This window comes from Nesterenkonia lutea, assembly GCF_014873955.1.
Taxonomy (GTDB): domain Bacteria; phylum Actinomycetota; class Actinomycetes; order Actinomycetales; family Micrococcaceae; genus Nesterenkonia; species Nesterenkonia lutea.
Genome location: NZ_JADBED010000001.1, coordinates 809,919 through 832,018 on the forward strand (window position 1 = coordinate 809,919; position 22,100 = coordinate 832,018).

At 66.5% G+C, this 22,100-nt stretch carries 20 protein-coding genes and 1 tRNA gene; 12 read left to right on the forward strand and 9 right to left on the reverse strand.

Annotation, left to right across the window (positions count from 1 at the left end; all coding sequences use genetic code 11):
• Positions 1-69: 69 nt before the first annotated feature.
• Positions 70-1,284, reverse strand: coding sequence for an MFS transporter (locus H4W27_RS03735; protein ID WP_225938991.1), 1,215 nt, complete (start codon positions 1,282-1,284; stop codon positions 70-72).
• A gap of 129 nt (positions 1,285-1,413) precedes the next feature.
• Here H4W27_RS03735 and H4W27_RS03740 point away from each other — a divergent pair, with 129 nt between their 5' ends.
• The 3 genes from H4W27_RS03740 (at position 1,414) to H4W27_RS03750 (ending at position 3,993) form a co-directional block, all read left to right on the forward strand.
• Positions 1,414-3,024 carry a peptide chain release factor 3 gene (locus H4W27_RS03740; protein ID WP_192594744.1) on the forward strand — a complete coding sequence of 537 codons (1,611 nt, stop codon included), beginning with the start codon at positions 1,414-1,416 and terminating at the stop codon, positions 3,022-3,024.
• Positions 3,025-3,078: 54 nt separating this feature from the next.
• Positions 3,079-3,312 (forward strand): hypothetical protein, encoded by a 234-nt coding sequence (locus H4W27_RS03745; protein WP_192594745.1) that lies wholly within the window; start codon positions 3,079-3,081, stop codon positions 3,310-3,312.
• 105 nt (positions 3,313-3,417) lie between these two features.
• Complete coding sequence (locus tag H4W27_RS03750) at positions 3,418-3,993, forward strand: hypothetical protein (RefSeq protein ID WP_192594746.1); 576 nt, start codon at positions 3,418-3,420, stop codon at positions 3,991-3,993.
• Positions 3,994-4,047: 54 nt separating this feature from the next.
• On the opposite strand, the gene tgt is transcribed toward H4W27_RS03750, so the two are convergent.
• Positions 4,048-5,349 carry a tRNA guanosine(34) transglycosylase Tgt gene (gene tgt / locus H4W27_RS03755; RefSeq protein ID WP_404821843.1) on the reverse strand — a complete coding sequence of 434 codons (1,302 nt, stop codon included), beginning with the start codon at positions 5,347-5,349 and terminating at the stop codon, positions 4,048-4,050.
• A gap of 38 nt (positions 5,350-5,387) precedes the next feature.
• Between tgt and H4W27_RS03760 the strand changes: the two genes are divergently transcribed.
• The 4 genes from H4W27_RS03760 (at position 5,388) to H4W27_RS03775 (ending at position 8,677) form a co-directional block, all read left to right on the forward strand.
• A complete protein-coding gene (locus H4W27_RS03760; RefSeq protein ID WP_318782122.1) occupies positions 5,388-6,464 on the forward strand; it encodes a YeiH family protein in 1,077 nt (358 codons plus the stop codon).
• A gap of 80 nt (positions 6,465-6,544) precedes the next feature.
• Positions 6,545-8,152 carry an Rv2578c family radical SAM protein gene (locus tag H4W27_RS03765; RefSeq protein ID WP_192594747.1) on the forward strand — a complete coding sequence of 536 codons (1,608 nt, stop codon included), beginning with the start codon at positions 6,545-6,547 and terminating at the stop codon, positions 8,150-8,152.
• A gap of 40 nt (positions 8,153-8,192) precedes the next feature.
• Positions 8,193-8,513 carry an antibiotic biosynthesis monooxygenase family protein gene (locus tag H4W27_RS03770; RefSeq protein ID WP_192594748.1) on the forward strand — a complete coding sequence of 107 codons (321 nt, stop codon included), beginning with the start codon at positions 8,193-8,195 and terminating at the stop codon, positions 8,511-8,513.
• Between the two features lie 91 nt (positions 8,514-8,604).
• Positions 8,605-8,677, forward strand: a tRNA-Arg gene (locus tag H4W27_RS03775).
• Between the two features lie 408 nt (positions 8,678-9,085).
• Here the strand turns inward: H4W27_RS03775 and istB are convergent.
• From istB to H4W27_RS03810, 7 genes are all read right to left on the reverse strand, one after another.
• Entirely contained in the window at positions 9,086-9,817 is a 732-nt protein-coding gene (gene istB / locus H4W27_RS03780; protein ID WP_449867018.1) for an IS21-like element helper ATPase IstB, read from the reverse strand.
• Between the two features lie 53 nt (positions 9,818-9,870).
• Positions 9,871-11,127: an IS21 family transposase gene (gene istA / locus H4W27_RS03785; protein ID WP_192594411.1), complete on the reverse strand. Its 1,257-nt coding sequence runs from the start codon at positions 11,125-11,127 to the stop codon at positions 9,871-9,873.
• Positions 11,128-11,404: 277 nt separating this feature from the next.
• The gene (locus H4W27_RS03790) at positions 11,405-11,722 is read right to left on the reverse strand and encodes a hypothetical protein (RefSeq protein WP_192594749.1); all 318 of its coding nucleotides are present in this window, start codon (positions 11,720-11,722) and stop codon (positions 11,405-11,407) included.
• 279 nt (positions 11,723-12,001) lie between these two features.
• Positions 12,002-12,646, reverse strand: a complete 645-nt coding sequence (locus tag H4W27_RS03795; RefSeq protein ID WP_192594750.1) for an NAD(P)-dependent oxidoreductase — start codon at positions 12,644-12,646, stop codon at positions 12,002-12,004.
• Between the two features lie 143 nt (positions 12,647-12,789).
• A complete protein-coding gene (locus tag H4W27_RS03800) occupies positions 12,790-13,776 on the reverse strand; it encodes an SRPBCC family protein (protein ID WP_192594751.1) in 987 nt (328 codons plus the stop codon).
• Positions 13,777-13,816: 40 nt separating this feature from the next.
• Positions 13,817-14,170, reverse strand: a complete 354-nt coding sequence (locus H4W27_RS03805; RefSeq protein WP_192594752.1) for an ArsR/SmtB family transcription factor — start codon at positions 14,168-14,170, stop codon at positions 13,817-13,819.
• 122 nt (positions 14,171-14,292) lie between these two features.
• Positions 14,293-15,195, reverse strand: a complete 903-nt coding sequence (locus tag H4W27_RS03810) for a LysR family transcriptional regulator (RefSeq protein ID WP_192594753.1) — start codon at positions 15,193-15,195, stop codon at positions 14,293-14,295.
• 90 nt (positions 15,196-15,285) lie between these two features.
• Between H4W27_RS03810 and H4W27_RS03815 the strand changes: the two genes are divergently transcribed.
• The 5 genes from H4W27_RS03815 to thrC all read left to right on the forward strand — a co-directional run bounded on the left by H4W27_RS03815 (position 15,286) and on the right by thrC (position 22,081).
• Positions 15,286-16,035: a LysE family translocator gene (locus tag H4W27_RS03815; protein WP_192594754.1), complete on the forward strand. Its 750-nt coding sequence runs from the start codon at positions 15,286-15,288 to the stop codon at positions 16,033-16,035.
• Positions 16,036-16,175: 140 nt separating this feature from the next.
• Complete coding sequence (gene argS / locus H4W27_RS03820) at positions 16,176-17,831, forward strand: arginine--tRNA ligase (protein ID WP_192594755.1); 1,656 nt, start codon at positions 16,176-16,178, stop codon at positions 17,829-17,831.
• A 117-nt stretch (positions 17,832-17,948) separates the two neighbouring features.
• Positions 17,949-19,472, forward strand: a complete 1,524-nt coding sequence (locus tag H4W27_RS03825; RefSeq protein WP_225939245.1) for a diaminopimelate decarboxylase family protein — start codon at positions 17,949-17,951, stop codon at positions 19,470-19,472.
• A gap of 56 nt (positions 19,473-19,528) precedes the next feature.
• On the forward strand, positions 19,529-20,878 hold the full coding sequence (locus H4W27_RS03830) for a homoserine dehydrogenase (protein WP_192594756.1): 1,350 nt from the start codon (positions 19,529-19,531) through the stop codon (positions 20,876-20,878).
• Between the two features lie 93 nt (positions 20,879-20,971).
• A complete protein-coding gene (gene thrC / locus H4W27_RS03835) occupies positions 20,972-22,081 on the forward strand; it encodes a threonine synthase (protein WP_192594757.1) in 1,110 nt (369 codons plus the stop codon).
• Positions 22,082-22,100: the final 19 nt, after the last annotated feature.

Sequence of the window (22,100 nt, forward strand, 5' to 3'; positions counted from 1 at the left end):
TCTGCGTCCAGGGGCGCCGGACATGGTGGGAGACATGCCACCGAGCGCGAGCTGAGGGCCTCCCCGCATTCAGGCGCCCGCCCTGGCCTTGGGGGCGTCCTCCGGATCCCGCGGATCCTTCACGAGCAGACCGGCCACCAGGACAGCGAGCGGAATGACGCTCAGGACCATGATCGGCAGCACGAAGCCGCCGGCCAGCTCCGCGCCGAACGCCAGCGCGTAGGGGCCGAATGCGGAGGCCGCAAGACTCAGGGACACGGACAGTCCACGGATGGAACCGATGTGCAGCACTCCGAAGTAGCGCACCATGGAAGCGGCCTCCATGCCGCGCTGGGACCCCTGGGCACAGCCCAGCAGCAGTCCGTAGAGGATCGCCATCACTCCCGGAGCGGCCAGGGGTATGAACAGCATCGACGCCGCCAGGAACGCCATCGAGGCGACGAGCCAGATCCGCGGATTGGTGCGGTCGATCAGCGCCCCAACCAGCAGCGTGCTCAGCAGCGCCGTGACGGTCTGCGGCAGGAAGTTCGCCGCGGCCTCCAGGGGCGAGAGGCCCTGATCACCCAGGACGGCGATCTGGTGGAAGACCAGGGCGGTGCTCAGCATCGAGGTGGAAGATGTGGCCGCGCAGATCACCCAGAACATGCCGGTGCGGCGCGCCTGGGCCCTAGTCCACCCCGTCGCGGCCACGGGCACGGTTCCGGGCGCTTCGCGCCGGTGGGCAGACTTCACCAGCATTGCGGCGGGCAGCACCAGCAGAAGCACCGCCAGGGCCTCCCATCGCCAGGCCGCGTGGACGCCAACCGCAGAGATGAGCCGCTCCAGGACGATGGGCGCCAGCGAGATGCCTGCCGAGCCGATGGCTGCGGAGATCCCCAGAGCGAGGCCCCGGCGCTCGGTCACGGCTCGGGCCACGGCGGTGGTGGCCGCCAGGCTCAGCGCTCCCTGGCCCGCCATGCGGACACCTATGAACCCGACGGTCAGGCCCAGGGTCTCGGTGACGAAGCTGATCAGGAAGAGGATCAGAGCGAACCCGGCGCCGATGCACATGATCACCGCGCGCGCATCCCAGCGATCCAGCGCCCGGCCGACCAGCGGCTGCGCCGAGGCGCCGATCAGGGTGCCCACGAGGTAGCTCAGCGAGATCGCTGTCCGGTCGATGTCCAGTTCGGCGATCAGCGGGTCGGTGAAGACCGAGAGTCCGGCGGTCTGACCAGGAAACGTCATCGCGGAGAGCAGCCCGGCCGCCAGCACCGCCGACCACCACAGGAGCGAGCGTTTCATCGGGATGCGGCGGGAACTGATGGCTGGCTCCTGGAACGGTGGTCGACGAGACGGTGGTCTGTGACGGTGCCCTCACAGCACGCCGCGGATTCAACTCTCCCCCTGCGTCAGCGTAGAGTCTGAGGTGTGATGGAAGCAGACACCAAGCAGATCTTAGAGGAGGCCTTGTCTCGCCGCACCATCGCGGTGATCTCGCATCCCGATGCGGGCAAGTCCACGTTGAGTGAGGCCCTGCTGCTGCACTCGGACGCGATCACCGAGGCCGGTGCCGTCCACGGCAAAGCAGGACGCCGGGGCACCGTCTCGGACTGGATGGACATGGAGAAGGCCCGCGGGATCTCCGTGAGCTCGGCCGTCCTGCAGTTCAAGGTGGGCGAGGCCGTCGTGAATCTGGTGGACACCCCTGGTCACGCCGACTTCTCCGAAGACACCTTCCGCGTGCTGGCCGCCGTGGACGCCGTGATCATGCTGATCGATGCCGCCAAGGGCATGGAGGCGCAGACCATGAAGCTCTTCGAGGTCTGCCGCGCCCGGTCCCTGCCGGTCATCACCGTGATCAACAAATGGGACCGCCCGGGACAGACCGCTCTGGAGCTGGTGGATGAGATCCTCACCCGCACCGGCATGCGGTCGATGCCGCGCAACTGGCCCGTCGGCGACTCCGGACACATGCTCGGGCTGCTCCACCCCGACGCGATGAGCATGAACCGCTACGTCCGCGCCCCCGGCGGCGCCAAGAAGGTCCTCGCCGAGCCGCTCTCCGCCGAGATCGCCGAGACCGAGTACCCCGTGGAATGGCAGACCGCCGTGGAGGAGTCCTCGCTGCTGGAGGTCGACGGCAGCTTCTATGACCGAGATGCGTTCCTCTCTCAGGAGGCCACTCCGCTGTTCTTCGCCTCTGCGGTGCAGAACATCGGCGTCGAGGAGCTGCTGCGCTTCCTCATGGAGGAGGGCCCGCACCCCCAGGACCGTCCCGACGAGGAAGGGTCGCCGCACCCGATCACCTCCGACTTCAGCGGCTATGTCTTCAAGGTCCAGACGGGGATGGACAAGGCCCACCGCGACCGCATCGCGTTCATGCGCATCTGCTCCGGGGTCTTCGAGCGTGGGATGGTCGCCACTCACGCCCAGTCCGAGAAGCCCTTCCCCACCAAGTACTCCCAGCAGGTCTTCGGCCGCGACCGCACCACGGTGGACACCGCCTGGCCCGGCGACGTCGTCGGTCTGGTCAACGCGTCCTCGCTGCGGCCCGGGGACACTCTCTACGCGGGCCAGCGCGTGATGTTCCCGCCGTTCAAGCCCTTCGCCCCGGAGCACTTCCGGGTGGGCAAGACCGGCGACGCCAGCAAGCACAAGCAGTTCCGCAAGGGCATCGAACAGCTGGATCGCGAAGGCGTCATCCAGGTCTTCTTCTCTGAGCGGCGAGGCCAGCAGCGGCCGGTGCTGGGCGCCGTGGGTCCGATGCAGTTCGAAGTCGTCTCGGCCCGGATGGAATCAGACTTCGGGGCCTCGGTGTCCTTCGAGCCGCTGGAGTACTCCGTGGCACGAGACATCGACGAGCAGGCCGCCGAGATCCTGCGTGAACGGCAGGACTGTGAAGTGCTCTATCGCAGCGACGGGACCCCCGTGGCGCTGTTCAGAGACCCGTGGAGGCTGCGCACCGTTCAGCGCGACCATCCGCATCTTCTCCCGGACCCCCCGGGCAGCAGAACAAGCGGTTCGGCCACAGCACGGATGTGACCGATCGCCGAGGGCTGCGGGAACCCCATGCAGAACCCTCTTGGAAGGAACACCATGCACGTTGTCACACGAGTTGAACTCGTCGAAGCGGTCAGGACCGCATTCGACCACACCGCCACACCCACACTCCCGAAGGACCTGGTGATCGCCGCCAACGCTGCGGGCGCACGCCCAGCGCTGGTCCAGGAGCTGGAGCAGCTTCAGGACGATCTCCCGTTCCGGAAGATGCGCGACCTCTGGGAACACTTCCCGAACATGCCGGTTGACGGGTCCTCGCCGACCCGCTGAGCGCCGACCGAGGAGTGCCCGGACCCGCTGAGCGCCAGCGCAGCAGGTCCTGCTCCAGGGGTGCTGACCCTGTCCGACGCCGATCCCGCGGCGTAGGCTCGAGGGATGGTGAGGAAACACAGCACCGCCGCGATTGAGCGCGCGACCAGACGGTCCTGGGCGCAGTGGGTGCAGATCCTCGACGACGCCGGGGCGCGCGCGCTGCCGCACCGCGAGATCGTCGGGATCGTCTATGACCAGATGCACTCCGGCATCGACAATCCCGGCTGGTGGGCCCAGAGCGTGGCGGTGGCCTATGAGCAGCATCGTGGGCTGCGCCGGCCCGGGGAGTCCCGCACCGGGGAGTTCCAGGCGTCGCTCTCCAAGATCTGTCCGGGAGACATGGATGCGGTCCTGGATGCCTGGGTCCAGCTGGTGGCCGGCCGGGACGCCTTCGGCGGCGTACCGGTCCAGGGGGAGCCCGTCACCTCCTCGACCCCGCGCTGGCGGTACTGGCGAGCCGCGCTGGCCGACGGCTCCCGAGTGGCGGTGACCATCTCGGAGAAGCCCGGCGGACGATCCTCCGTGGCGGTGGGGCACACGAAGCTCGGCTCCCCCGAAGAGGTGGACCGTTGGAAGATGGTCTGGCGGGAGATGCTCAGCGCCCTGGCATCGCAGACGGACCCACCCGGTCGCATCTAGACAGGACTCTCTGGCCAGCCCCAGCAGACGTCGGCCGCAGCGCCAGTTGAACCGCTAAACCGTGGACCCTGCCTGGTAGCGGCCCAGCACGGCGTCGCGGAACTCATAGAAGCGGCCCTGTTCGATGCTGGCCCTGATGTCATCGACGAGCTTGATCGTGTAGTGCTCGTTGTGAATGGTGCACAGGGTGTTGTAGAGCATCTCCTTGGCCTTGAAGAGGTGATGCAGGTACGCACGCGTGTAATTGATGCACGTGTAGCAGCTGCACTCCTCATCGATGGGGGAGAAGTCCTTCTTGAACCGCGCCTGCGGAATGTTGAACCTTCCGTCGGGGTGGTATACCCGACCGGTGCGCGCCACCCGGGAGGGGGAGACGCAGTCAAAGGTGTCCGCACCGTTCTCGATCGCGGTGAACATGTCCTCCGGCTCGGAGATGCCCAGAAGGTGCCGCGGCTTGTTCTCCGGCAGCTCCTCAGACATCCAGCCCACGATGACCCCGAGGTTCTCCTTGTCCAGCGCGCCGCCGATGCCGAACCCGTCGAAGCTCTGCCCTTCGATCTCCATCGAGCCCAGGTCTTGGGCCGCCTTGCGGCGCAGGTCCTCATACTGTGCTCCCTGCAGGACGCCGAAGAGCGCCTGATAGGGGCGGTGGCTGCGCTCCTCGGTGAGGCCGCGGTGGGCGGCCAGGCAGCGTTCGGCCCAGAGTCGAGTCCGCTCCAGAGAGGTCTCCTGGTAGTCGCGGGTGTTGAACAACGTGGTCAGCTCGTCGAACGCGAAGATGATGTCGGCGCCGATCTCGTGCTGCAGCTTCATCGAGATCTCCGGGGTGAACCGGTGGGTGGTGCCGTCGATATGGGACTTGAAGGTGACGCCGTCGTCGTCGACCAGAGCCAGCCGCTCCTTGTTCGGGGCGACTGCGGCGTCGTCGGGAACCACCGAGGCGTCCATGGTGATGACCTTCTTGAATCCCGCGCCCAGGCTCATCACCTGAAACCCGCCGGAGTCGGTGAACGTGGGCCTGGGCCAGTTCATGAACCTGCCGAGTCCGCCCGCGGCATCCAGCACATCCGTGCCCGGCTGCAGGTTCAGGTGATACGCGTTCGCCAGTGTCGCCTGGGCGCCGACCTCGAGGATCTCCTCCGGCCGGACCGATTTGATGGTGGCCTTGGTGGCAACGGGGATGAACGCCGGAGTGCGGATATCTCCGTGGGGTGTGCGGATCGTGCCGGTGCGTCCCAGCGCCCCGTCGATCCGGGCCTCCACGCTGAACCCGAAGGATTCCCGATTCGCCAGCGGGTGCGGGGAGGATTCCTGTGCGGCGGGGGACAGAGGGCGATCGTTCGGGTGATTCGGCACCCGATCAGTGTAGGGCAGGCGGGTCCTATGCTTGTCCGGTGCCCTCTCTGCAGACCCTGACCGCGACCCTCCTCTCGAGGCTGGCCCGACTCTGGCGCCGCACGGCCGAGATCCTCCCGGGCGCCGCCCTCGCGCTGATCATCGCCATCGCCGCACACCGGATCATCGCCGAGCTCACCCCGGTCGTCTCGGGACTGCTGGTGGCCGTGATCGCCGGCATTGCGCTGCGCAGCCTGGGATGGGTTCCCTGGTGGGCTGAGGACGGCTTCGGCTGGGCGGGGAAGAAGCTGCTGCGGGCCGGGATCGTGCTGCTCGGACTTCAGCTGGCGCTGGGGGACCTGTGGGGGCTGGGCTGGGAGGTGCTGGTCATCGTGGTGATCACGGTGGCGGTGACCTTCTTCGGCATGCTCGGGATGGGCCGGCTGTTCGGGGCTTCGCGCGGGACCACCATGCTCCTGGCCACCGGCACGGCGATCTGCGGAGCCTCCGCAGTGGCGGCTGCGGCAGCCGCGATCGATCGAGGCGACGGCAGGGACGACGACGGCGCCCCGGTGCAGTCCGCGGCCGCGGCCGCCGTCGCAGTGGTCACCCTCTACGGCACAGCGGCGATGCTGGCCCTGCCCGCCCTGGGCGGTCTGCTCGGTCTCGGTCAGCAGCAGATGGGCGTCTGGATCGGCGCCAGTGTCCACGAGGTGGGCCAGGTCGTGGCCGCCGGGGGAGTGGTCGGCGCGGTGGCATTGGCGACGGCGACGCTCGTCAAGCTTGCCCGGGTGGTGCTGCTGGCCCCGGTGGTCGCAGGGATCAGTCTCGCCGGAAGGCGCCGCCGCACGGCCGAGCCTGCCGGTGTTCGGAAGTCACCGCCGCTGATTCCGCTGTTCGTGCTCGGGTTCCTGGCGATGATGATCCTGCGCTCGGTCACGGACGTCTCGGAATCCACCGTGGACTTCACCGCAGATGTGACCACGATGCTGCTGACCACCGCCATGGTGGGTGTGGGTGCGGCCGTGGACCTGCGCCGTCTGTTGCGCCAGGGCGGGCCCGCGCTTCTGCTGGGCGCGGCCGGCACTGTGCTGGCGATCGGAACGGGGCTGTTGGGCGTGCTGCTCCTGGGCTGAGACGGAGCCCGGCCCCGGGCGCAGGAACACCTCGGCGCGCCAGCCTCGACACTCATTCGAAACTATGTTCGAATAGCCGCATGAGATGGCAGGGACAGGCAGTGCAGGAGAGCGACGGCGCAGCGCTCATTCCGCTCAAGGGGCTGATGCGCTCCGTGCGCACCCCCGAGTTCGAGGGCGTGACCTTCCACGAGGTGGCGGCGAAGACCGCGCTGAACAAGGTGCCAGGCCAGTCCAATATGCCCTTCTCCTGGACGGTGAACCCTACCCGTGGGTGCCTCCACCAGTGTGTGTACTGCCTGAGTCCTGACACGCTGATCCTGATGGGCGATGGCAGGCAGAGGCTGCTGCGAGACGTGACCGTGGGCGATCGGGTCGTTGGAACCGAATTCGACGGCAAGTACCGCCGTTTCGTGGAGTCTGAGGTTCAGGCGAAGTGGGGAACCGAGAAGCCTGCCTTCCGGGTGACTCTGCGCGACGGCACCGAGATCGTGGCGAGCGGGGACCACCGCTTCCTGACCGAGCGCGGGTGGAAGTACGTGTGGAAGCCTGACGGAGGTGGGCAGCGCCCTTGTCTGACGGAGAACAACAGGCTGATGGGGTTCGGCCTCGGAATGGCTCCCGAGGACTACGAGGCGCCGCGTGAGACGGAACAATACCGCGGCCGGGCCGCTCATGGGCGCACTTTTCATAGCGTGGCCCCGAGCATCGACCGCACGCTGAATATTCTCGGTCGCGCTCTGAAGACCTCGAATGATCTGCGAATTGCGAGCATCCAACCGCTCGGCGGCATGAAGAAGCTGATCGACATCACGACCAGTACCGGCGACTTCATCGCCAATGGTGTGGTGAGTCATAACTGCTTCGCGCGCAAGACCCACGAGTATCTGGACCTGGACTCCGGTCGGGACTTCGACACCCAGATCATCGTGAAGACCAATGTGGCCGAGGTGCTCCGGGCCGAGCTGAACCGCCCCTCGTGGAAGCGGGAGCACGTGGCGCTGGGGACCAACACGGATCCGTACCAGCGTGCTGAAGGCCGGTACCAGCTGATGCCCGGGATCATCCGGGCGCTCGCGGATTCCGGAACCCCGTTCTCGATCCTCACCAAGGGGCCCCTGCTGAAGCGGGACCTGCCGCTGCTCCAGGAGGCGGCCCGGCAGGTGCCGGTCTCCGTCGCGGTCTCCCTGGCCGTGATGGACCCGGAGCTGCAGCAGAAGGTCGAGCCCGGGACACCGGATCCGCGTGCTCGGCTGAACCTGATCCGGTCGATCACGGACGCCGGACTGGAGTGCTCGGTGCTGGCGATGCCGATCCTGCCCTGGCTCACCGATGGCGACGAGCGGATCGACACCCTCCACGCCGCACTGGCCGAGGCGGGAGCGAGCTATGTCACCACCGGTGCCCTGCATCTGCGCCCCGGCGCTCGCGAATGGTTCATGCAGTGGCTGGCACGCGAGTACCCGGGGCTGGTGGGCAAGTACCGGCGCATCTACGACGGTGGCTCGTACGCGTCCAAGGAGTACCGGCAGTGGCTGGCTGCATCGGCGAGGGCCGCGCGTCGTCGCCACGGGTTCGACAAGCCCGCAGATCTGATGTGGCGCGAGCGCAATGATCCGAACTCACCACTGAGCTCGCAGGGAACGATGGCCGCAGCCTCAGCCCCTGCGCAGCCGGCGCTCTTCTGATCAGGGCCACGGACCCCCCGAGGTTTGAGATGATGTGTCCATGAGCATCATCAAGATCAACGCCATCACTGTCCCTGAGAACTCCGGTGACGAGCTCGGGAAGCGCTTCGCCGCGCGCCGCGACTCCATGGAGGGCACCTCAGGCTTCGAAGGGTTCGAGCTGCTGAAGCCCACTGACGAGCGGACCACCTGGCTGGTCATCACGCGCTGGGCGACGGAGGCGGACTTCGAGAACTGGCGCACCTCCCAGGACTTCCAGAAGTCTCATGGCACCGGTGATTCCGCCTCCGAGGAACAGCCGAAGAAGCCGGTCGGCATGTCCGCGGAGCTCTGGAGTTACACAGTCTCAGTGACTGGCTAGGTGGCTGGCTAGGTGGAACAGGCGCCGTGCTGGTAATCTGAATCGGTCAGTTGCTCGAGGAACCTGGTTCCTTGAATTGCACAGCTGGCGGGCCTCCGTAGCTCAGGGGATAGAGCGTTGGTTTCCGGTACCAAAAGTCGTGGGTTCGATTCCCGCCGGGGGCACAGAAAGAGAAAAGGCCCGCATGCCTATAGGGATGCGGGCCTTTTCCGTGCCTGATGGCAGAGCCCTCAGAACTACTTCCTATTCTGGGGCTGTTTCGCCAGCCGTTTCATATAATCGGACCTGAAGCGCGATCAATGAACGATAAGTTCAGCGGGACTCGTCGGGCACCGGCTCCCCGCACCTGAGCCGGGTCTACGTTCGCCAGACGTCCTCGAAGGCGTCACCCCTCCGTCTCATCCACGGGCGGCTCGAAGGACTCCTCCTCGGGGCTGACGTCCGGAACAGTCTGCGTCGGCTCCGGCGTCTCTGGCGGGGCCGTGGTCTGCTCCGTGGCGTCCTCCTGACTGTCAACGACGGCCGAAAACTGAACACTCAGCGACGGGTAAAAACTGAACGCCGTGTTTTCCTTACGGGGTTCTAGAGGTAGTGGTCTCGATGAGCTCGCGGCGGCTCCGTGTGCGGTAGGACTCTCCATCGAGGGTGAGGACCTCCGCGTGATGGACCAGCCGATCGATCATCGCCGCCGCGACGGTGTCATCGCTGAAGATCTCACCCCACCTGCCGAAGGAGAGGTTGCTCGTGATCAGCAAAGACCCCTGTTCATAGCGGGCAGCGACCAGTTGGAAGAACAGATTCGCCGCATCAGCATCGAAGGGCAGATAGCCGAGCTCATCAATGATCAACAGCCGGTACCTGCGAAGCCTTTTGAGCTCCTGATCCAGACCACCGTGGCGCTGATGCGCGTCGCTGAGCCGGTTGACCCACCCCGCAGCAGTGTCGAAGAGCGCCGGGTACCCGGCCTGGCAGGCCTTGATTCCTAGCCCGATGCCCAGATGAGTCTTACCCACCCCTGGGGGTCCCAGCAGGATGACGTTCTCTGCCTTGGGCACGAAGCTCGTGTTCTGCAGATGAGCCAGCACGTCACGGCGCAGGCCGGGCTGATAGTCGGTGTTGAAGTCCTCGAGGGTCTTGATCGCGGGGAACTTCGCGGTCTGGATCCGCAGAGCGGTGCCGTTGGCCTCTCGATCAGCGACTTGGCGCTCCAAGACAGCAGCGAGGTATTCCTCGTGGGACCAGCCCTGCTCCCGGGCAATCTCGGCGAGGTCTTCCCAGACCCTGCCGATCGTGGGAGTCTTCATCACCTTCACCAGATGCGCCAGGGTCGAGCCGATCTTCTCACCACTGGTGGCACTCATGCGGCACTCCTGTGATCATCAGCCGGCACCGTGGTGTGGGTGAGTCCGAAAAGCTCGTCATAGACGCTCAGCGGCCGGTAGGCCACCTCAGTGTCCTTGGTCCCGCGCACCTGGTGGCGCACGGTGTCGTTGTAATGAGCCCGCATGGCCTTCGCGGTGCCCACATGAGCCGGGTCTGTGATCACCTGGGCTCGGGCCCAGCACCGCCGGTGATCAGCAGCGATCTCACCGTCACACACGGCCACCACCCGGTCCAAGGTCGCGGTGACCTGGACCAACCGACCGATGAACCGCGGATCCACCGAGTAGTCATTCGCATCGATCCGCAGATAGTAGTCCCGGGCCAGACGCACCTGGTGCGAGAAACCTGTCGAAGGTGGGGAGGGCGGTAGCGCGGTCATCGCCGCCAGATCTCGGCCCAGGACGTTGACCGGTCTGTCCCCGAGGCTGCGGATCATGCGCTGATTGGCCCGGCCAGTGATCCACGTGCTGATCTGGGTGTTGAAATCTTGCGGTGAAGCGAAGGATCGGCCGGGCAGGAAGCTGGTCTCGAAGTACCCGTTGTTGCGCTCGGTCATGCCCTTGAACTCCGGGTCCCTGGGTGGAGCGATCACCATCTTCGTCGCGGTGGTCCCCGCGAAGGCCTGCAACGGCGGCAGCGGTCTGCCCTTGGGGGCGATCGCAGCTTCACGGTCCCAGATCAAGGACTTCGAGACCGCTCCGACTCCGCTGATCAGCTGCCACATCCCGGCCAGCAGGTCGCCGGACTGCCGCGAGGGCAGCATCGTGGCGGTCAGGAATCTCGAGAACGTCAGGGTCATCACCAGCACCGGCAAGGTGCGGGTCTGTCCGAAACCGACCGGGATCTGAGGTTCGGGGAACCATAGATCAAACTGAGCGGCTTCCCCAGGGCGGTGGACCAATCGGTCAGCCGGATCGACCCCGGTGTAGAGGGGGCGCAGTTCCCGGACCTTGTCTTTGAGCACCGTCATCGAGTGTTCCCACCCGATCCGTTCAGCGATCACCGTCGCTGGCATCCGGGGAGTGTCTTTGAGCAGCTTGTGGATCTCTGGGACGTACTCGTCGGCGATCGAGCCCTTAGGTTCGCGCTGGTACTTCGGAGGTCCACTGGATTCCAAGGCCTTATAGACAGTGGTTCGGGAGACCCCGAGCTTCTCAGCGATCTGCTTCTTCGGCATGGACTCGGCAAAATGTAGCCGACGGATTTCAGCCCAATCTTCCACAGTGATCATGTCTCCTAGCATGGTCCGGGTGTCCAGAATTCACCCGTCGCTAAGTGACCAGTATTCACGCGTCGTCGACACTGACCATCCGTCGTATCGTCGCTGCCCTCGCACCCAGTGAGCACCAACAGCGCCGCCAGGCCGGCTCCTGTGATGGTGGTTATTCTCATGACGCCCTCCGTAGGTATGCGTGGTGCTCCTAGTGTGTCGCCTGCTGGTGTTGAGCATAGATGTTGACCACCTCTGGGAGCACGCCCATTTCGGCAGCCACGCGGCGCCTCCGGAATCAGTCTTGGGGGACGACCACGGTCAGTTCATGGTCGTTGCGCAGCGTCTCGACAAAATCGGGCATGCTCTGAGCAAGGACGTCTTCATCCACGTCAGAAGCGTTGTAGACGAAGTTCACCTGGGAGGCGTCATTGACGATCGCGGAGCGAACAAGCCCCGACTTTTCCTGCTGAAACCTCAGCGTGAAGACCTCCCCGTTCGACATGGCCTCGCGCAGTGCGCCTTCCAGCGCTGCAACCGTCGTGGCGACCAACGTCGCGAAGACGCCTTCCCCTGTGCCGATCTCGACTGAGCCCATCTCTGCTGTCTTTTCCAAGACTTCCTCCTCGGTAGGTGTGCCATGGCACACTCTCACCCTATCGGGAACGTGCAGAACCCCGGGGGTCATCTGATGCGGAGAAACGTCATCCCGCCGAGGGCACAGAACGAGAAAAGGCCCGCATTCCTGTCGTCACAGGGATGCGGGCCTTTTCGTGTCCAACCGGGCCTCTGGCTGAGAGTCACATCCGAGCCCAGTGCTGTGATGGCATGCCGTTTCCGACCGTCAGTGCAGGGGCCGGACGTTGAGGCACTGGCCGACAGGTCTTCAGGTAAGTCAGTACGCCACGGCGAAGCGTGCATTCCGGTGCTGCGGCTCCTCCACCTCATCCACGAATGCGATCCCGAGGTCCGCTCCGGAGAGATCAGACTTGCCGTCGTCGTCGCTGATCAGGATGTCCCCACCAGTCCGATAGGTACCTTTGCGCTCCCCGGGGTTGTATCCGCCGAAGCCCGCTGCGGGGCTGATGTAGAACCATTGAAGCGAGTCCTCGGCAGCACGAAGGTCCTCCAGGACCTCGATCATCTCGGTGGACTCGGGCTTGAACTCCGCAGGGAAGGCGTCTGTGTCGATCAGCCGCGGTCCGTCTTCGGAGACCTTCAGCGACCCGGCCCCGCCGAGCACTCCGAGTCGCACGCCGTGCTGGGCGGCGAGCGGGATCAGCTTCCGGGCCACCTGGACCACCTTGCCGAGCATGTCCCCGCGCGGAGCGAGCGTGAAGATGACCACTTCGGTCTTGGACACGAGGTCCGCCAGGAAGTCCTGGTTCGTGGCATCTCCGGTCACGCAGCTGACTCCATCGAGCTGGTTCTCCGGGGCGCGGCGGGCCACCACGACCACGTCATGACCCCGGGAAACCGCCTCGGCAGCGATGTGACGGCCTGCATAACCAGTTCCACCCAGGATGGTGATGTGCGACATGTGACGCTCCTTCGATCAGTCTTCCGTGGCGCCGGGCATCCTGCCCGTGCCTCCGATCACTGACAACACCGAGCGTCTCGCATCACTTCCCGGTGGACATGACGTCCATCCGCTGGGAGGTGCCGGACAGATAGGTGCATCCCTCAGGTGCGCGGGGAGGCGGTCAACACCTCCTCCAGCCTCGCGTAGCTGGTCTCCATGCCCTCGGTCATTCCGGTGCCCAGGACGATGTCGCGCACCTCGGCGCTGGGGTAGGTGATCACCAGGGTGAGCAGCGTGCCGCCGGCGACCGGTGTCAGCGTCTGTTCGTTGAGGGTGGGTTCCCCGGGAATGCCCTCCATGGACTCAGTGGTGACCTCCCGGTAGGGCTCGTCCAGCTCCTTGAGCTCGCCGTAGAGCGCGAATCCCTCCGAACCGTCCTCCTCCTTCTCCCAGGCGAAGCGGTAGGGATCACCGACCTGTTGCGCCACCTGGCACTCAGACATCCGCCAACCTTCCGGACCCAGGAGCCATCGTCGCAGCAGGTCCGGATCGCGGTGGGCCTGTCGCACCTGCTCGGGGGTGCCTCGGATGACGCGCGTGATGCGTACCTGAACGTCGCTCAGCACCTGAGTCTGGACCCCCTTGCCCGCCGCGAACGAGGAGAGGTCCTCCAGCACGGCGTCGATCTGTCCCATGGCCGCGGCCATGCCTTCTTCCATGCCCATCTCGATCAGCTGGTGGTAATCGGCAGTGGAGTTGAACCAGGTGGTGGTGGTCAGCCGTGAGCCTTCGGCTGTCTCGTCGAATTCCAGTCGCATGCGCATGCTCGGCATCTCTGGGCTTGGACTCCAGTGCTCATCCGCGAATCCGTCAGTGACCTCGAAAGAGCGGCCTGGGTCCACCGCGAGAAACTCCCAATACCCGGCCGAGCGCGTGCCGTCCGGGCCGGTCATCCAATAGTGGGACCGTCCTCCGGGAAACAGGTCGTGCCGGGTGAACGTGGCGGGCCACTCCGGGGGGCCCCAGAACTGCTCGAGCTGGCGCGGGTCCGCGTAGGCCTCCCACAGCCGCTCGACTGTGGCGTGAAATTCGGCGACCACGGTCATGGTCAGCGCATCGGCGTCCTTGGTGACTGAGGTGATGGGCATGTCTCGCCTTCTTCGTATCGGTGCTGCTCAATGCTGGGGATCACCTGGGCTCCTCCTCCAAGAGGGTGTCCAGGCGGGAGATGCGGCCCTGCCAGATGAGCTCGAAGTCATCCAGCAGCGTCTGGGCTGCTCGAATGGTGTCGGGGTTTCCGCGGACCAGTCGTTCGCGCCCCTGTTGGCGCTTGGTGATCAGATCTGCGGCTTCAAGGACGCTGACGTGTTTCTGCACGGCGGCGAAGGACATCTCATAGAGCGCGGCGAGGGCGGAGACAGTTGCTTCTTCTCCCAGCGTGCGCCTGACGATGTCCCTTCGAGTGGCGTCGGCAAGGGCTCGGAAGATCCGGTCCACCTGGTCGTCACTGAAGGTCGGCGACTTCTCGAAATGTGTAACCATGTGGTTGTACATTAAGTCCGCGCTTGCTGCGGGTCAAGGGTTGGTGATCGCCAGACCCGGCTGACCGCCAGACCCGGCTGACCGCCAGGTCCGGCTGATCCGCCAGGTCCGGCTGATCCGATCTATTCCGCCGGTTCCGCGGATTCAGCACGGAGGATCTCCAGGGCTGCGGCCACCAGCGGGTCTGCCGCGCGATCCTGCTTCACATGTGCCACTATCCGACGCCGCACTGTGGGGTTGCGCAGCGGGCGCAGCACGGTGCCGGGAGGGAGGCTGCGCAGCGCCAGATGTGGAAGCACCGTGACCCCCAGGCCCGCGGCCACCAGCGCCAGCGCCGCATTGTGGTCATCCAGCCGAGCTGCGAACTGGGGCACGAATCCAGCAGCCTGGCAGGCGGTGTGGATCATCCGAGAGTTGGGACTGTCCTTGATGTCGGGATCCACCCACATCTGGTCAGCGAGCTGGTGAACCTCGACGACGTCGGCTTCGGCCAGATCGTGCCCGGCGGGAAGGACGACGGCGAAGTCCTCGTCCCGGAGCCGCTGGCGCAGGTAGCCCGTGAAATGCTCCTCGGGCTCCAGCGGGGATTCATTGCGGATGTCGATGTCCACCGCGGTGCCGGCCTTCTCCGCGTATGGCTCGTTCAAGCTGATCTGAACCGTCAGCTCCGGCTCCGTGGCCCGAAGCGTCGCGACCACGCGGGGCAGCCACTCCTTGGCGGCGGAGGTGAAGCTGGCGATCACGAGGTGTCGCGACCGCCCGTGACGCATGCTCTCCACGAGGCGGTCCAGCTCGTCGAGTCCCTGCAGCGCTGCTGTGCTGCCCTGTGCCAGCGACAGTCCAGCCTGGGTCGGAAGGAGTCCCCGGCCGCTGCGTTCGAAGAGCGTCAGTCCGGTCTCCTGGCTGAGGGTGTTCATGTGCTGACTCACGGTGGCGGGGGAGTAGTGCAGACTCCGGGCGGCGCCCTGGATCGAGCCGGTGGCAATGACCGACTGGAGCACGCGAAGACGATGCGGATTCAACATGTGACCAGTATGGCCTCAGTTCGGCAAAACCGAACAGAGGTCAATGTTTATCTGCTTGTCCTGATCTTTCCACGCCCTCAGGATGGATGGGTGACACTCTCCAGCTACCTCGGTCTGCTCGCCGTCTCCGCCATCCTTGCGATCACGCCCGGCCAGGACACCATGCTCGCGCTGCGCAACGCGCTGCTCTCTCGCCGAGCGGGCCTCGGGGCGGCCACCGGATCCTCCGTGGCGGCTCTGATCTGGGCCGCTCTCGCGGCCACCGGTCTGGCGGCACTGTTCCAGGCCTCCCCGGTGGCCTATGAGCTGCTGAGCCTGGTCGGCGGGCTCTATGTCATCTTCCTCGGAGTCCGGGCCATGCGCAGCGCCCGGATCATGCTGAGATCACCTTCGCGGACCGCCGTCGTCCCCGCTCTCGTCGGTGCCCCGCATGACGCGCAGGCTCCTGAGACCGCCCGGGACACTTCAGATTTCACTGCGGATGAATCCTCCGCCGGGGGAGCACGTCCCCGGCGTGGTGCAACGACGTTCCGCGCCACCTTCGTCGTCGGGCTAGCGAGCTGCATGACCAACCCGAAGGTGGGCCTGTTCTTCCTGGCGCTCTTCCCGCAGTTCACGCCGGTGGGCGCCTCCCCGGTCTTCGCCATCGGGGTGCTGGGTGGGACTGTGGCCGCAAGCATGTGGCTCTACCTGATCGGCGTCGTCCTGCTGGTCGATGCGGCGAACACCTGGCTCTCGAACCCGCGGGTCACCGGACGCATCGAGATGGGCAGCGGACTGACCCTGGCTGGACTGGGGATCTATCTCAGCGTCACCGGAGTGCTGGGGCTGCTCGGCTGAGTTCCTCCATCTGTTGGGCGCGATACGTCGCTATCGAGGCCCTGGGCGGCCGTTATACCACCGCATCTCGCCCGACAGATGTCCGGCGGCGGGCGCGAACGGAGAATGAGGCTGATGGACGTACCCCGTAGACTGTTCCGGTGACTCCTGAAGAACTCTCCGCCGTTGTCAAGAGCGTGCTCGCCCAAGCTGTCGAAGCCGGTGAGCTGACCGTCGAGCTCCCCGAGACCGTCGTCGTCGAGCGCCCCAAGAATCGTGAGCATGGTGATTGGTCCACTGCGATCGCCCTGCAGCTGGCCAAGAAGGCCGGCATGGCCCCGCGCCAGTTCGCCGAGATCCTCGGCGACCGACTTCAGCAGGTGCCCGGGGTGGAGCGCATCGAGATCGCCGGCCCCGGGTTCATCAACATCACGGTGGAGGCCGCCGCCGCCGGGCTTCTGGCGCGGACCATCGTGGAGGCCGGGGACACCTTCGGGCACAACGAGGCGCTGGCCGGGCGCACGGTCAACGTCGAATTCGTCTCCGCGAACCCGACCGGTCCGCTGCACATCGGACATACCCGCTGGGCCGCGCTGGGCGACGCCATCGGCCGGCTGCTGCGCGCCTCCGGAGCCGAGGTCGCCAACGAGTACTACGTCAACGACGCCGGAAACCAGATGAACGTCTTCGGCCACTCGGTGCTCTCCCGCATCCACGGTGAGGACGTCCCGTCCGGCGGCTATCCGGGCGCCTACGTGATCGAGCTCGCCGAGGAGATCCTCACCGCCCGCCCGGACGTGAAGGACATGCCCCGGGACGAGGCGCTGCCGATCGTGCGCGAGCTGGGATACCAGGCGCAGATGGGCCAGATCAAGGACACTCTGGAGGCCTTCGGCGTCCACTTCGACGTCTTCTTCTCCGAACAGGCCCTGCACTCCGAGGGCAAGGTCGCGGCCGCGATCGAGACCCTGCGCGAGCAGGGCCACGTCGAGGATCGTGACGGCGCCGTCTGGCTGCGCACCACCGACTTCGGTGATGACAAGGACCGGGTGCTGTTCAAGGCCGACGGCGAACCCACCTACTTCGCCGCAGACGCCGCCTACTACCTCTCCAAGCGCGAGCGTGGCTTCACCGAGAAGATCTACCTGCTCGGCGCCGACCACCACGGTTACGTCTCGCGGCTGCGGGCCATCGCCGCCTGCGCCGGTGACGACCCGCAGCACAACATCGAGGTGCTGATCGGGCAGCTGATGTCCATCAAGGGCGCCAAGCTCTCCAAGCGCGCGGGCAACATCATCGAGCTCAAGGACCTGATCGAGTGGCTGGGCACCGATGCGCTGCGCTATACGCTGGCCCGCTTCCCGGCAGACTCGCCCATCGACGTGGACCCGGAGCTGCTGCAGTCCAGGACCAACGACAATCCGGTGTTCTACGTCCAGTACGCACACGCCCGCTCCCGCAACGCCGCCCGCAACGCCGAGGCCGCCGGAGTGCACCGCGAGTCCTTCGAAGCGGGACTGCTCACCCACGAGACCGAGGAGGAGCTGCTCTCCCAGCTGGGACGCTTCACCTCGGTGGTGGCCTCGGCCGCGGAGCTGCGCGAACCCCATCGGGTGGCGCGCTATCTCGAGTCCCTGGCCAGCGCCTACCACGGCTGGTACGCCGTATGCCGGGTCGCCCCCAGCATCAGCCCCGACGGCGTGCAGGACCCGGTGACCGATCTGAACCGCACCCGGCTCTGGCTCAACGATGCCACGGCACAGGTGCTGCGCAACGGGCTGGCACTGCTGGGCGTCACCGCGCCCGAAAGGATGTGAGCCGCCATCACTGCTGATCAGAGCGCGACTGCCGACCCCAGTCCCGCAACGCCCCCCGCCACACCGTCTGGCACGTCCACCGGCACGTCCACCGCCACACCCTCCCCAGCGCACCCGCTGGCCCCGGCCTGGCTCACCCCGCCCCGCGACACCGACGACCTCGAGGCAGCGCTGCTCCCCGCCGACGCACACCGCGACGACGTCGGCCGCCTGGTCCTCGGAGGTGTGGACGTCGAGACCCTCGCCGAAGAGTACGGGACTCCGCTCTATGTGCTCTCCGAGGCTGACTTCCGCGCCCGGGCGCGGAGCTTCCGGGAAGCCTTCACGGCAGCCTTCGCCCCCGAGGCCGACGTGGACGTGTTCTATGCCGGCAAGGCCTTCCTGAGCACCCATGTCGCCCGCTGGGCCGCCGAGGAGGGGCTGGGTGTGGACACGGCCTCCGGGGGCGAGCTCGCGCTCGCGCTGGCCGGCGGCGTGCCGGCCGAGCGCATCGGACTGCACGGGAACAACAAGTCCGACGCCGAGATCCAGCGCGCACTCGATGCCGGGATCGGACGGATCATCGCCGACTCTCTCGACGAGCTCGAGCGCATCTCCGTCCTGGCTGTGGCAGCCGGCACCCGCGCACCGGTGATGCTGCGGCTGACCCCCGGGGTGCATGCCTCCACCCACGAGTACATCGCCACCGCACATGAGGACCAGAAGTTCGGCCTCTCGCTCACCCCGGCCACCGCGATGCCCGGCGGAGCCGAGGCCGCAGCGGAGGTGCCCGGCGGAGCCGAGGCCGCGGCACAGGTCTCAGCGGAGGCCGACGCGTCCGGTGCGGTGACAGAGACCAACCCCTACCTGGGCTCCCCGGCATGGACCGCCGCGTCCCGAGCACTCGAGCTGCCCGGCATCGAACTCCGCGGCCTGCATGCCCACATCGGCTCGCAGATCTTCGAACCGACCGGATTCGAGCTCGCGGCAACCAAGCTCATCAGCTTCCTGGCCAGCCTGCGCGCTGCCCACGGCGTCGAACTGGCCGAGCTGGACCTGGGCGGGGGCCACGGCATCGCCTATACCGAGGCAGATGCGCCGCGACATCCCGAAGCCATCGCCCAGACTCTGGCCGCCACGGTGAAACAGGCCTGCGCCGCGCACCGACTGCGCGTCCCGCGGATCTCGATCGAGCCTGGCCGGGCGATCGTCGGACCCGCCGGAGTGACCCTCTACCGGGTCGGCGTGCAGAAGAACGTGCAGGTCGAGGCCCCCGACGGCTCGACCACCTCGCGCCGCTATGTGGCAGTGGACGGCGGCATGAGCGACAACGCCCGCGGGGTGCTCTACGACGCCGAGTACTCCGCCGTGCTGGCCTCGCGCCGGATCACCGGGGAGCATGCCCTGTCTCGCATCGTGGGCAAACACTGCGAGTCCGGCGACATCGTCGTGCGAAACGTATACTTGCCGACGGCGACGGCCCGGGATGATCTCCTTGCCGTTCCCGCCACCGGAGCGTACTGCCACTCGCTGTCGAGCAACTACAACTACCTGACTCGCCCAGCGGTGGTCGCCGTCAAAGACGGCGTCTCCCAGGTGCTCATCCGCCGGGAGACCGAGCAGGGCATGCTCGGACGCGACACCGGCTTCGCCGCGGACTGAGACACAGCACGCGCACATCGCCGGGAACCGTGCAGGTACAAGAGATTGAGGTCAGGATGTCCAACGCGACGGCCAGCGGCGAGCCGCTGAAGATCGGTCTGCTCGGCGCAGGCAATGTCGGTGCGCAGGTTGCTCGCACCTTGGTCGAAGAGCGTGAGCTCATCTCCTCCCGTGTGGGCGCCCCGATCAAGCTGATCGGCATCGCCGTCCGCGACGTGCAGGCCCCGCGGGACTGGAAGATCCCCGGCGAGCTGCTGACCACCGACGCCGAGGCTCTGGTGGACCAGGCAGATCTCATCATCGAGCTCATGGGCGGCCTCGAGCCCGCCGGGGCCCTGATCGAACGCGCCCTGCGCTCGGGCACCGCGGTGGTCACCGGCAACAAGGCGCTGCTCGCGGTCCGCGGGGGAGAGCTGAGCAGCTTCGCCGCCGAATCCGGAGCGCTGCTGCGCTTCGAGGCCTCCGTCGGCGGAGCCATCCCCATCCTGCGTCCGATCCAGGAGTCGCTCTCCGGCGATCGCATCACCAAGGTGATGGGCATCGTCAACGGCACGACCAACTACATCCTGGATCAGATGGACTCCACCGGCGCCGCCTTCGACGACGCCCTGGCCGAGGCCCAGCGCCTGGGCTATGCCGAGTCAGATCCGACGGCCGACGTCGAGGGCCATGACGCCGCGGCCAAGGCCGCCATCCTCGGGGCACTGGCCTTCCACGCGCCCTTCAGCATCGACGACGTCTACTGCGAGGGGATCACCGCCGTCTCGGCAGCCGATATCGAGGCCGCCGCCGCCTCCGGCTATGTGATCAAGCTGCTCGCCATCGTGGAGAAGAACGACGACGGCGCGATCCTGCGCGTGCATCCCACCCTGCTGCCGCGCACTCATCCGCTGGCGAGCGTCCGAGGGGCCTTCAACGCGGTCTTCGTGGTCGCCGAGAACGCCGGAGAGCTCATGTTCTACGGTCAGGGCGCCGGTGGGCTGCCCACCTCCTCGGCGATCCTGGGCGATGTGGTCTCCGTGGCCCGCCGGCTGCACGGCGATTCCGCGCATCCAGTATCCGCCGACACCAATGGCAAGTGGGAGAGCGTGCGGGCGCTGCCGGTGGATGAGGCCCGCACGCAGTACTACATCGATATGGAGGTCGCGGATCGGGAAGGCGTGATCGCAGAGGTGGCACAGGTCCTGGCGGACCATCACGTCTCCATCGAATCCATGCGCCAGCCCGGCAGCGTCTCGATCGACGGCGAGGTTGACACCGAGGCCGCGCGCGTTCGTGGCGCCGTCGTCCAGATCGTCACGCACCTGGCTCGCGAGAAGGACCTGCACGACACCGTGGTCACGCTCAAGGGACTCGACGTGGTCCGCGCCGTGAACTCGGTGCTTCGCGTCGAGGTCGAACAGTAGTCCAGCCCGTCCCAGACCAGGTCTTCCTCAGCCCTGGCGCGCACAGAGCACCTGATCCGACACGAGCAGCATGAAGACGAAGGAGCATCCCACGTGGCGCACCAATGGCGCGGAGTCATCCGCGAGTATGCAGACCGACTCCCAGTGGATGACTCCACGCAGGTCATCACCCTGGGGGAGGGCGGCACACCGCTGGTCCACGCACCGGCGCTGTCTGAACTGGTCTCCGGAACGGTCTACCTCAAGGTCGAGGGGATGAATCCCACCGGGTCCTTCAAGGATCGCGGGATGACCATGGCGATGACCGCAGCGGTGGCCGAGGGCGCCAAGGCTGTGGTCTGCGCATCGACCGGAAACACCTCGGCCTCGGCGGCCGCCTATGCCACCCAGGCAGGACTGACCTGCGCGGTGCTCGTGCCGGCCGGGAAGATCGCCATGGGCAAACTCTCCCAGGCGGTGGCCCACGGTGCGGAGCTGATCCAGGTGGACGGCAACTTTGACGGCTGCCTCGACATCGCCCGCAAACTCTCTGAGAACTACCCGGTGTTCCTGGTCAACTCGGTGAATCCCGCCCGCATCGAAGGGCAGAAGACCGGTGCCTTCGAGGTGGTGGATGCGCTCGGCGACGCTCCCGACTATCACCTGCTCCCGGTGGGCAACGCCGGCAACATCACCGCGTACTGGAAGGGCTACCAGGAGTACTCCCGGCCCTGGACCAATCCCTATGACGGAGGGTCCGGCGAGGAGCTGGCCCCGGTCTCCAGCCGCACGCCGATCATGTGGGGCTTCCAGGCCGCGGGTGCAGCTCCGATCGTCAACGGACACCCCATCACGGAGCCGGAGACGGTCGCCACGGCTATCCGCATCGGGAACCCCGCGTCCTGGGAGAAGGCCGAGGCGGCACGTGACGAGTCCAGCGGCGTCATCGAGGCGGTCACCGATGAGGAGATCCTCGACGCACACCGCTGGCTCTCCTCCAAGGAGGGCGTCTTCGTGGAGCCGGCCTCCGCCGCGGGGGTCGCCGGGCTGATCAAGAAGCACTCCGCCGGCGAGGTCCCCGCCGAGAAGACCATCGTGATCACCGTGACCGGCCATGGGCTCAAGGATCCCGACTGGGCGCTGAAGAACGCCGACGGATCCGATGTCACCCCGACCATGGTCCCGCAGGACGTGGAGACCGTGGCCCGGCAGCTGGGGCTCTGATCCGGTGAGCGGACAGGAT

Coding starts and splice junctions, on each gene's coding strand:
- H4W27_RS03745 (WP_192594745.1), top strand. CDS start 3,079: ATGCACGTTGTCACACGAGTTGAACTCGTCGAAGCGGTCAGGACCGCA.
- H4W27_RS03770 (WP_192594748.1), top strand. CDS start 8,193: ATGAGCATCATCAAGATCAACGCCATCACTGTCCCTGAGAACTCCGGT.
- H4W27_RS03830 (WP_192594756.1), top strand. CDS start 19,529: ATGTCCAACGCGACGGCCAGCGGCGAGCCGCTGAAGATCGGTCTGCTC.
- H4W27_RS03750 (WP_192594746.1), top strand. CDS start 3,418: ATGGTGAGGAAACACAGCACCGCCGCGATTGAGCGCGCGACCAGACGG.
- H4W27_RS03810 (WP_192594753.1), bottom strand. CDS start 15,195: ATGTTGAATCCGCATCGTCTTCGCGTGCTCCAGTCGGTCATTGCCACC.
- H4W27_RS03735 (WP_225938991.1), bottom strand. CDS start 1,284: ATGAAACGCTCGCTCCTGTGGTGGTCGGCGGTGCTGGCGGCCGGGCTG.
- H4W27_RS03765 (WP_192594747.1), top strand. CDS start 6,545: ATGAGATGGCAGGGACAGGCAGTGCAGGAGAGCGACGGCGCAGCGCTC.
- istA (WP_192594411.1), bottom strand. CDS start 11,127: ATGATCACTGTGGAAGATTGGGCTGAAATCCGTCGGCTACATTTTGCC.
- H4W27_RS03740 (WP_192594744.1), top strand. CDS start 1,414: ATGGAAGCAGACACCAAGCAGATCTTAGAGGAGGCCTTGTCTCGCCGC.
- istB (WP_449867018.1), bottom strand. CDS start 9,817: ATGAAGACTCCCACGATCGGCAGGGTCTGGGAAGACCTCGCCGAGATT.
- H4W27_RS03805 (WP_192594752.1), bottom strand. CDS start 14,170: ATGGTTACACATTTCGAGAAGTCGCCGACCTTCAGTGACGACCAGGTG.
- H4W27_RS03795 (WP_192594750.1), bottom strand. CDS start 12,646: ATGTCGCACATCACCATCCTGGGTGGAACTGGTTATGCAGGCCGTCAC.
- H4W27_RS03800 (WP_192594751.1), bottom strand. CDS start 13,776: ATGCCCATCACCTCAGTCACCAAGGACGCCGATGCGCTGACCATGACC.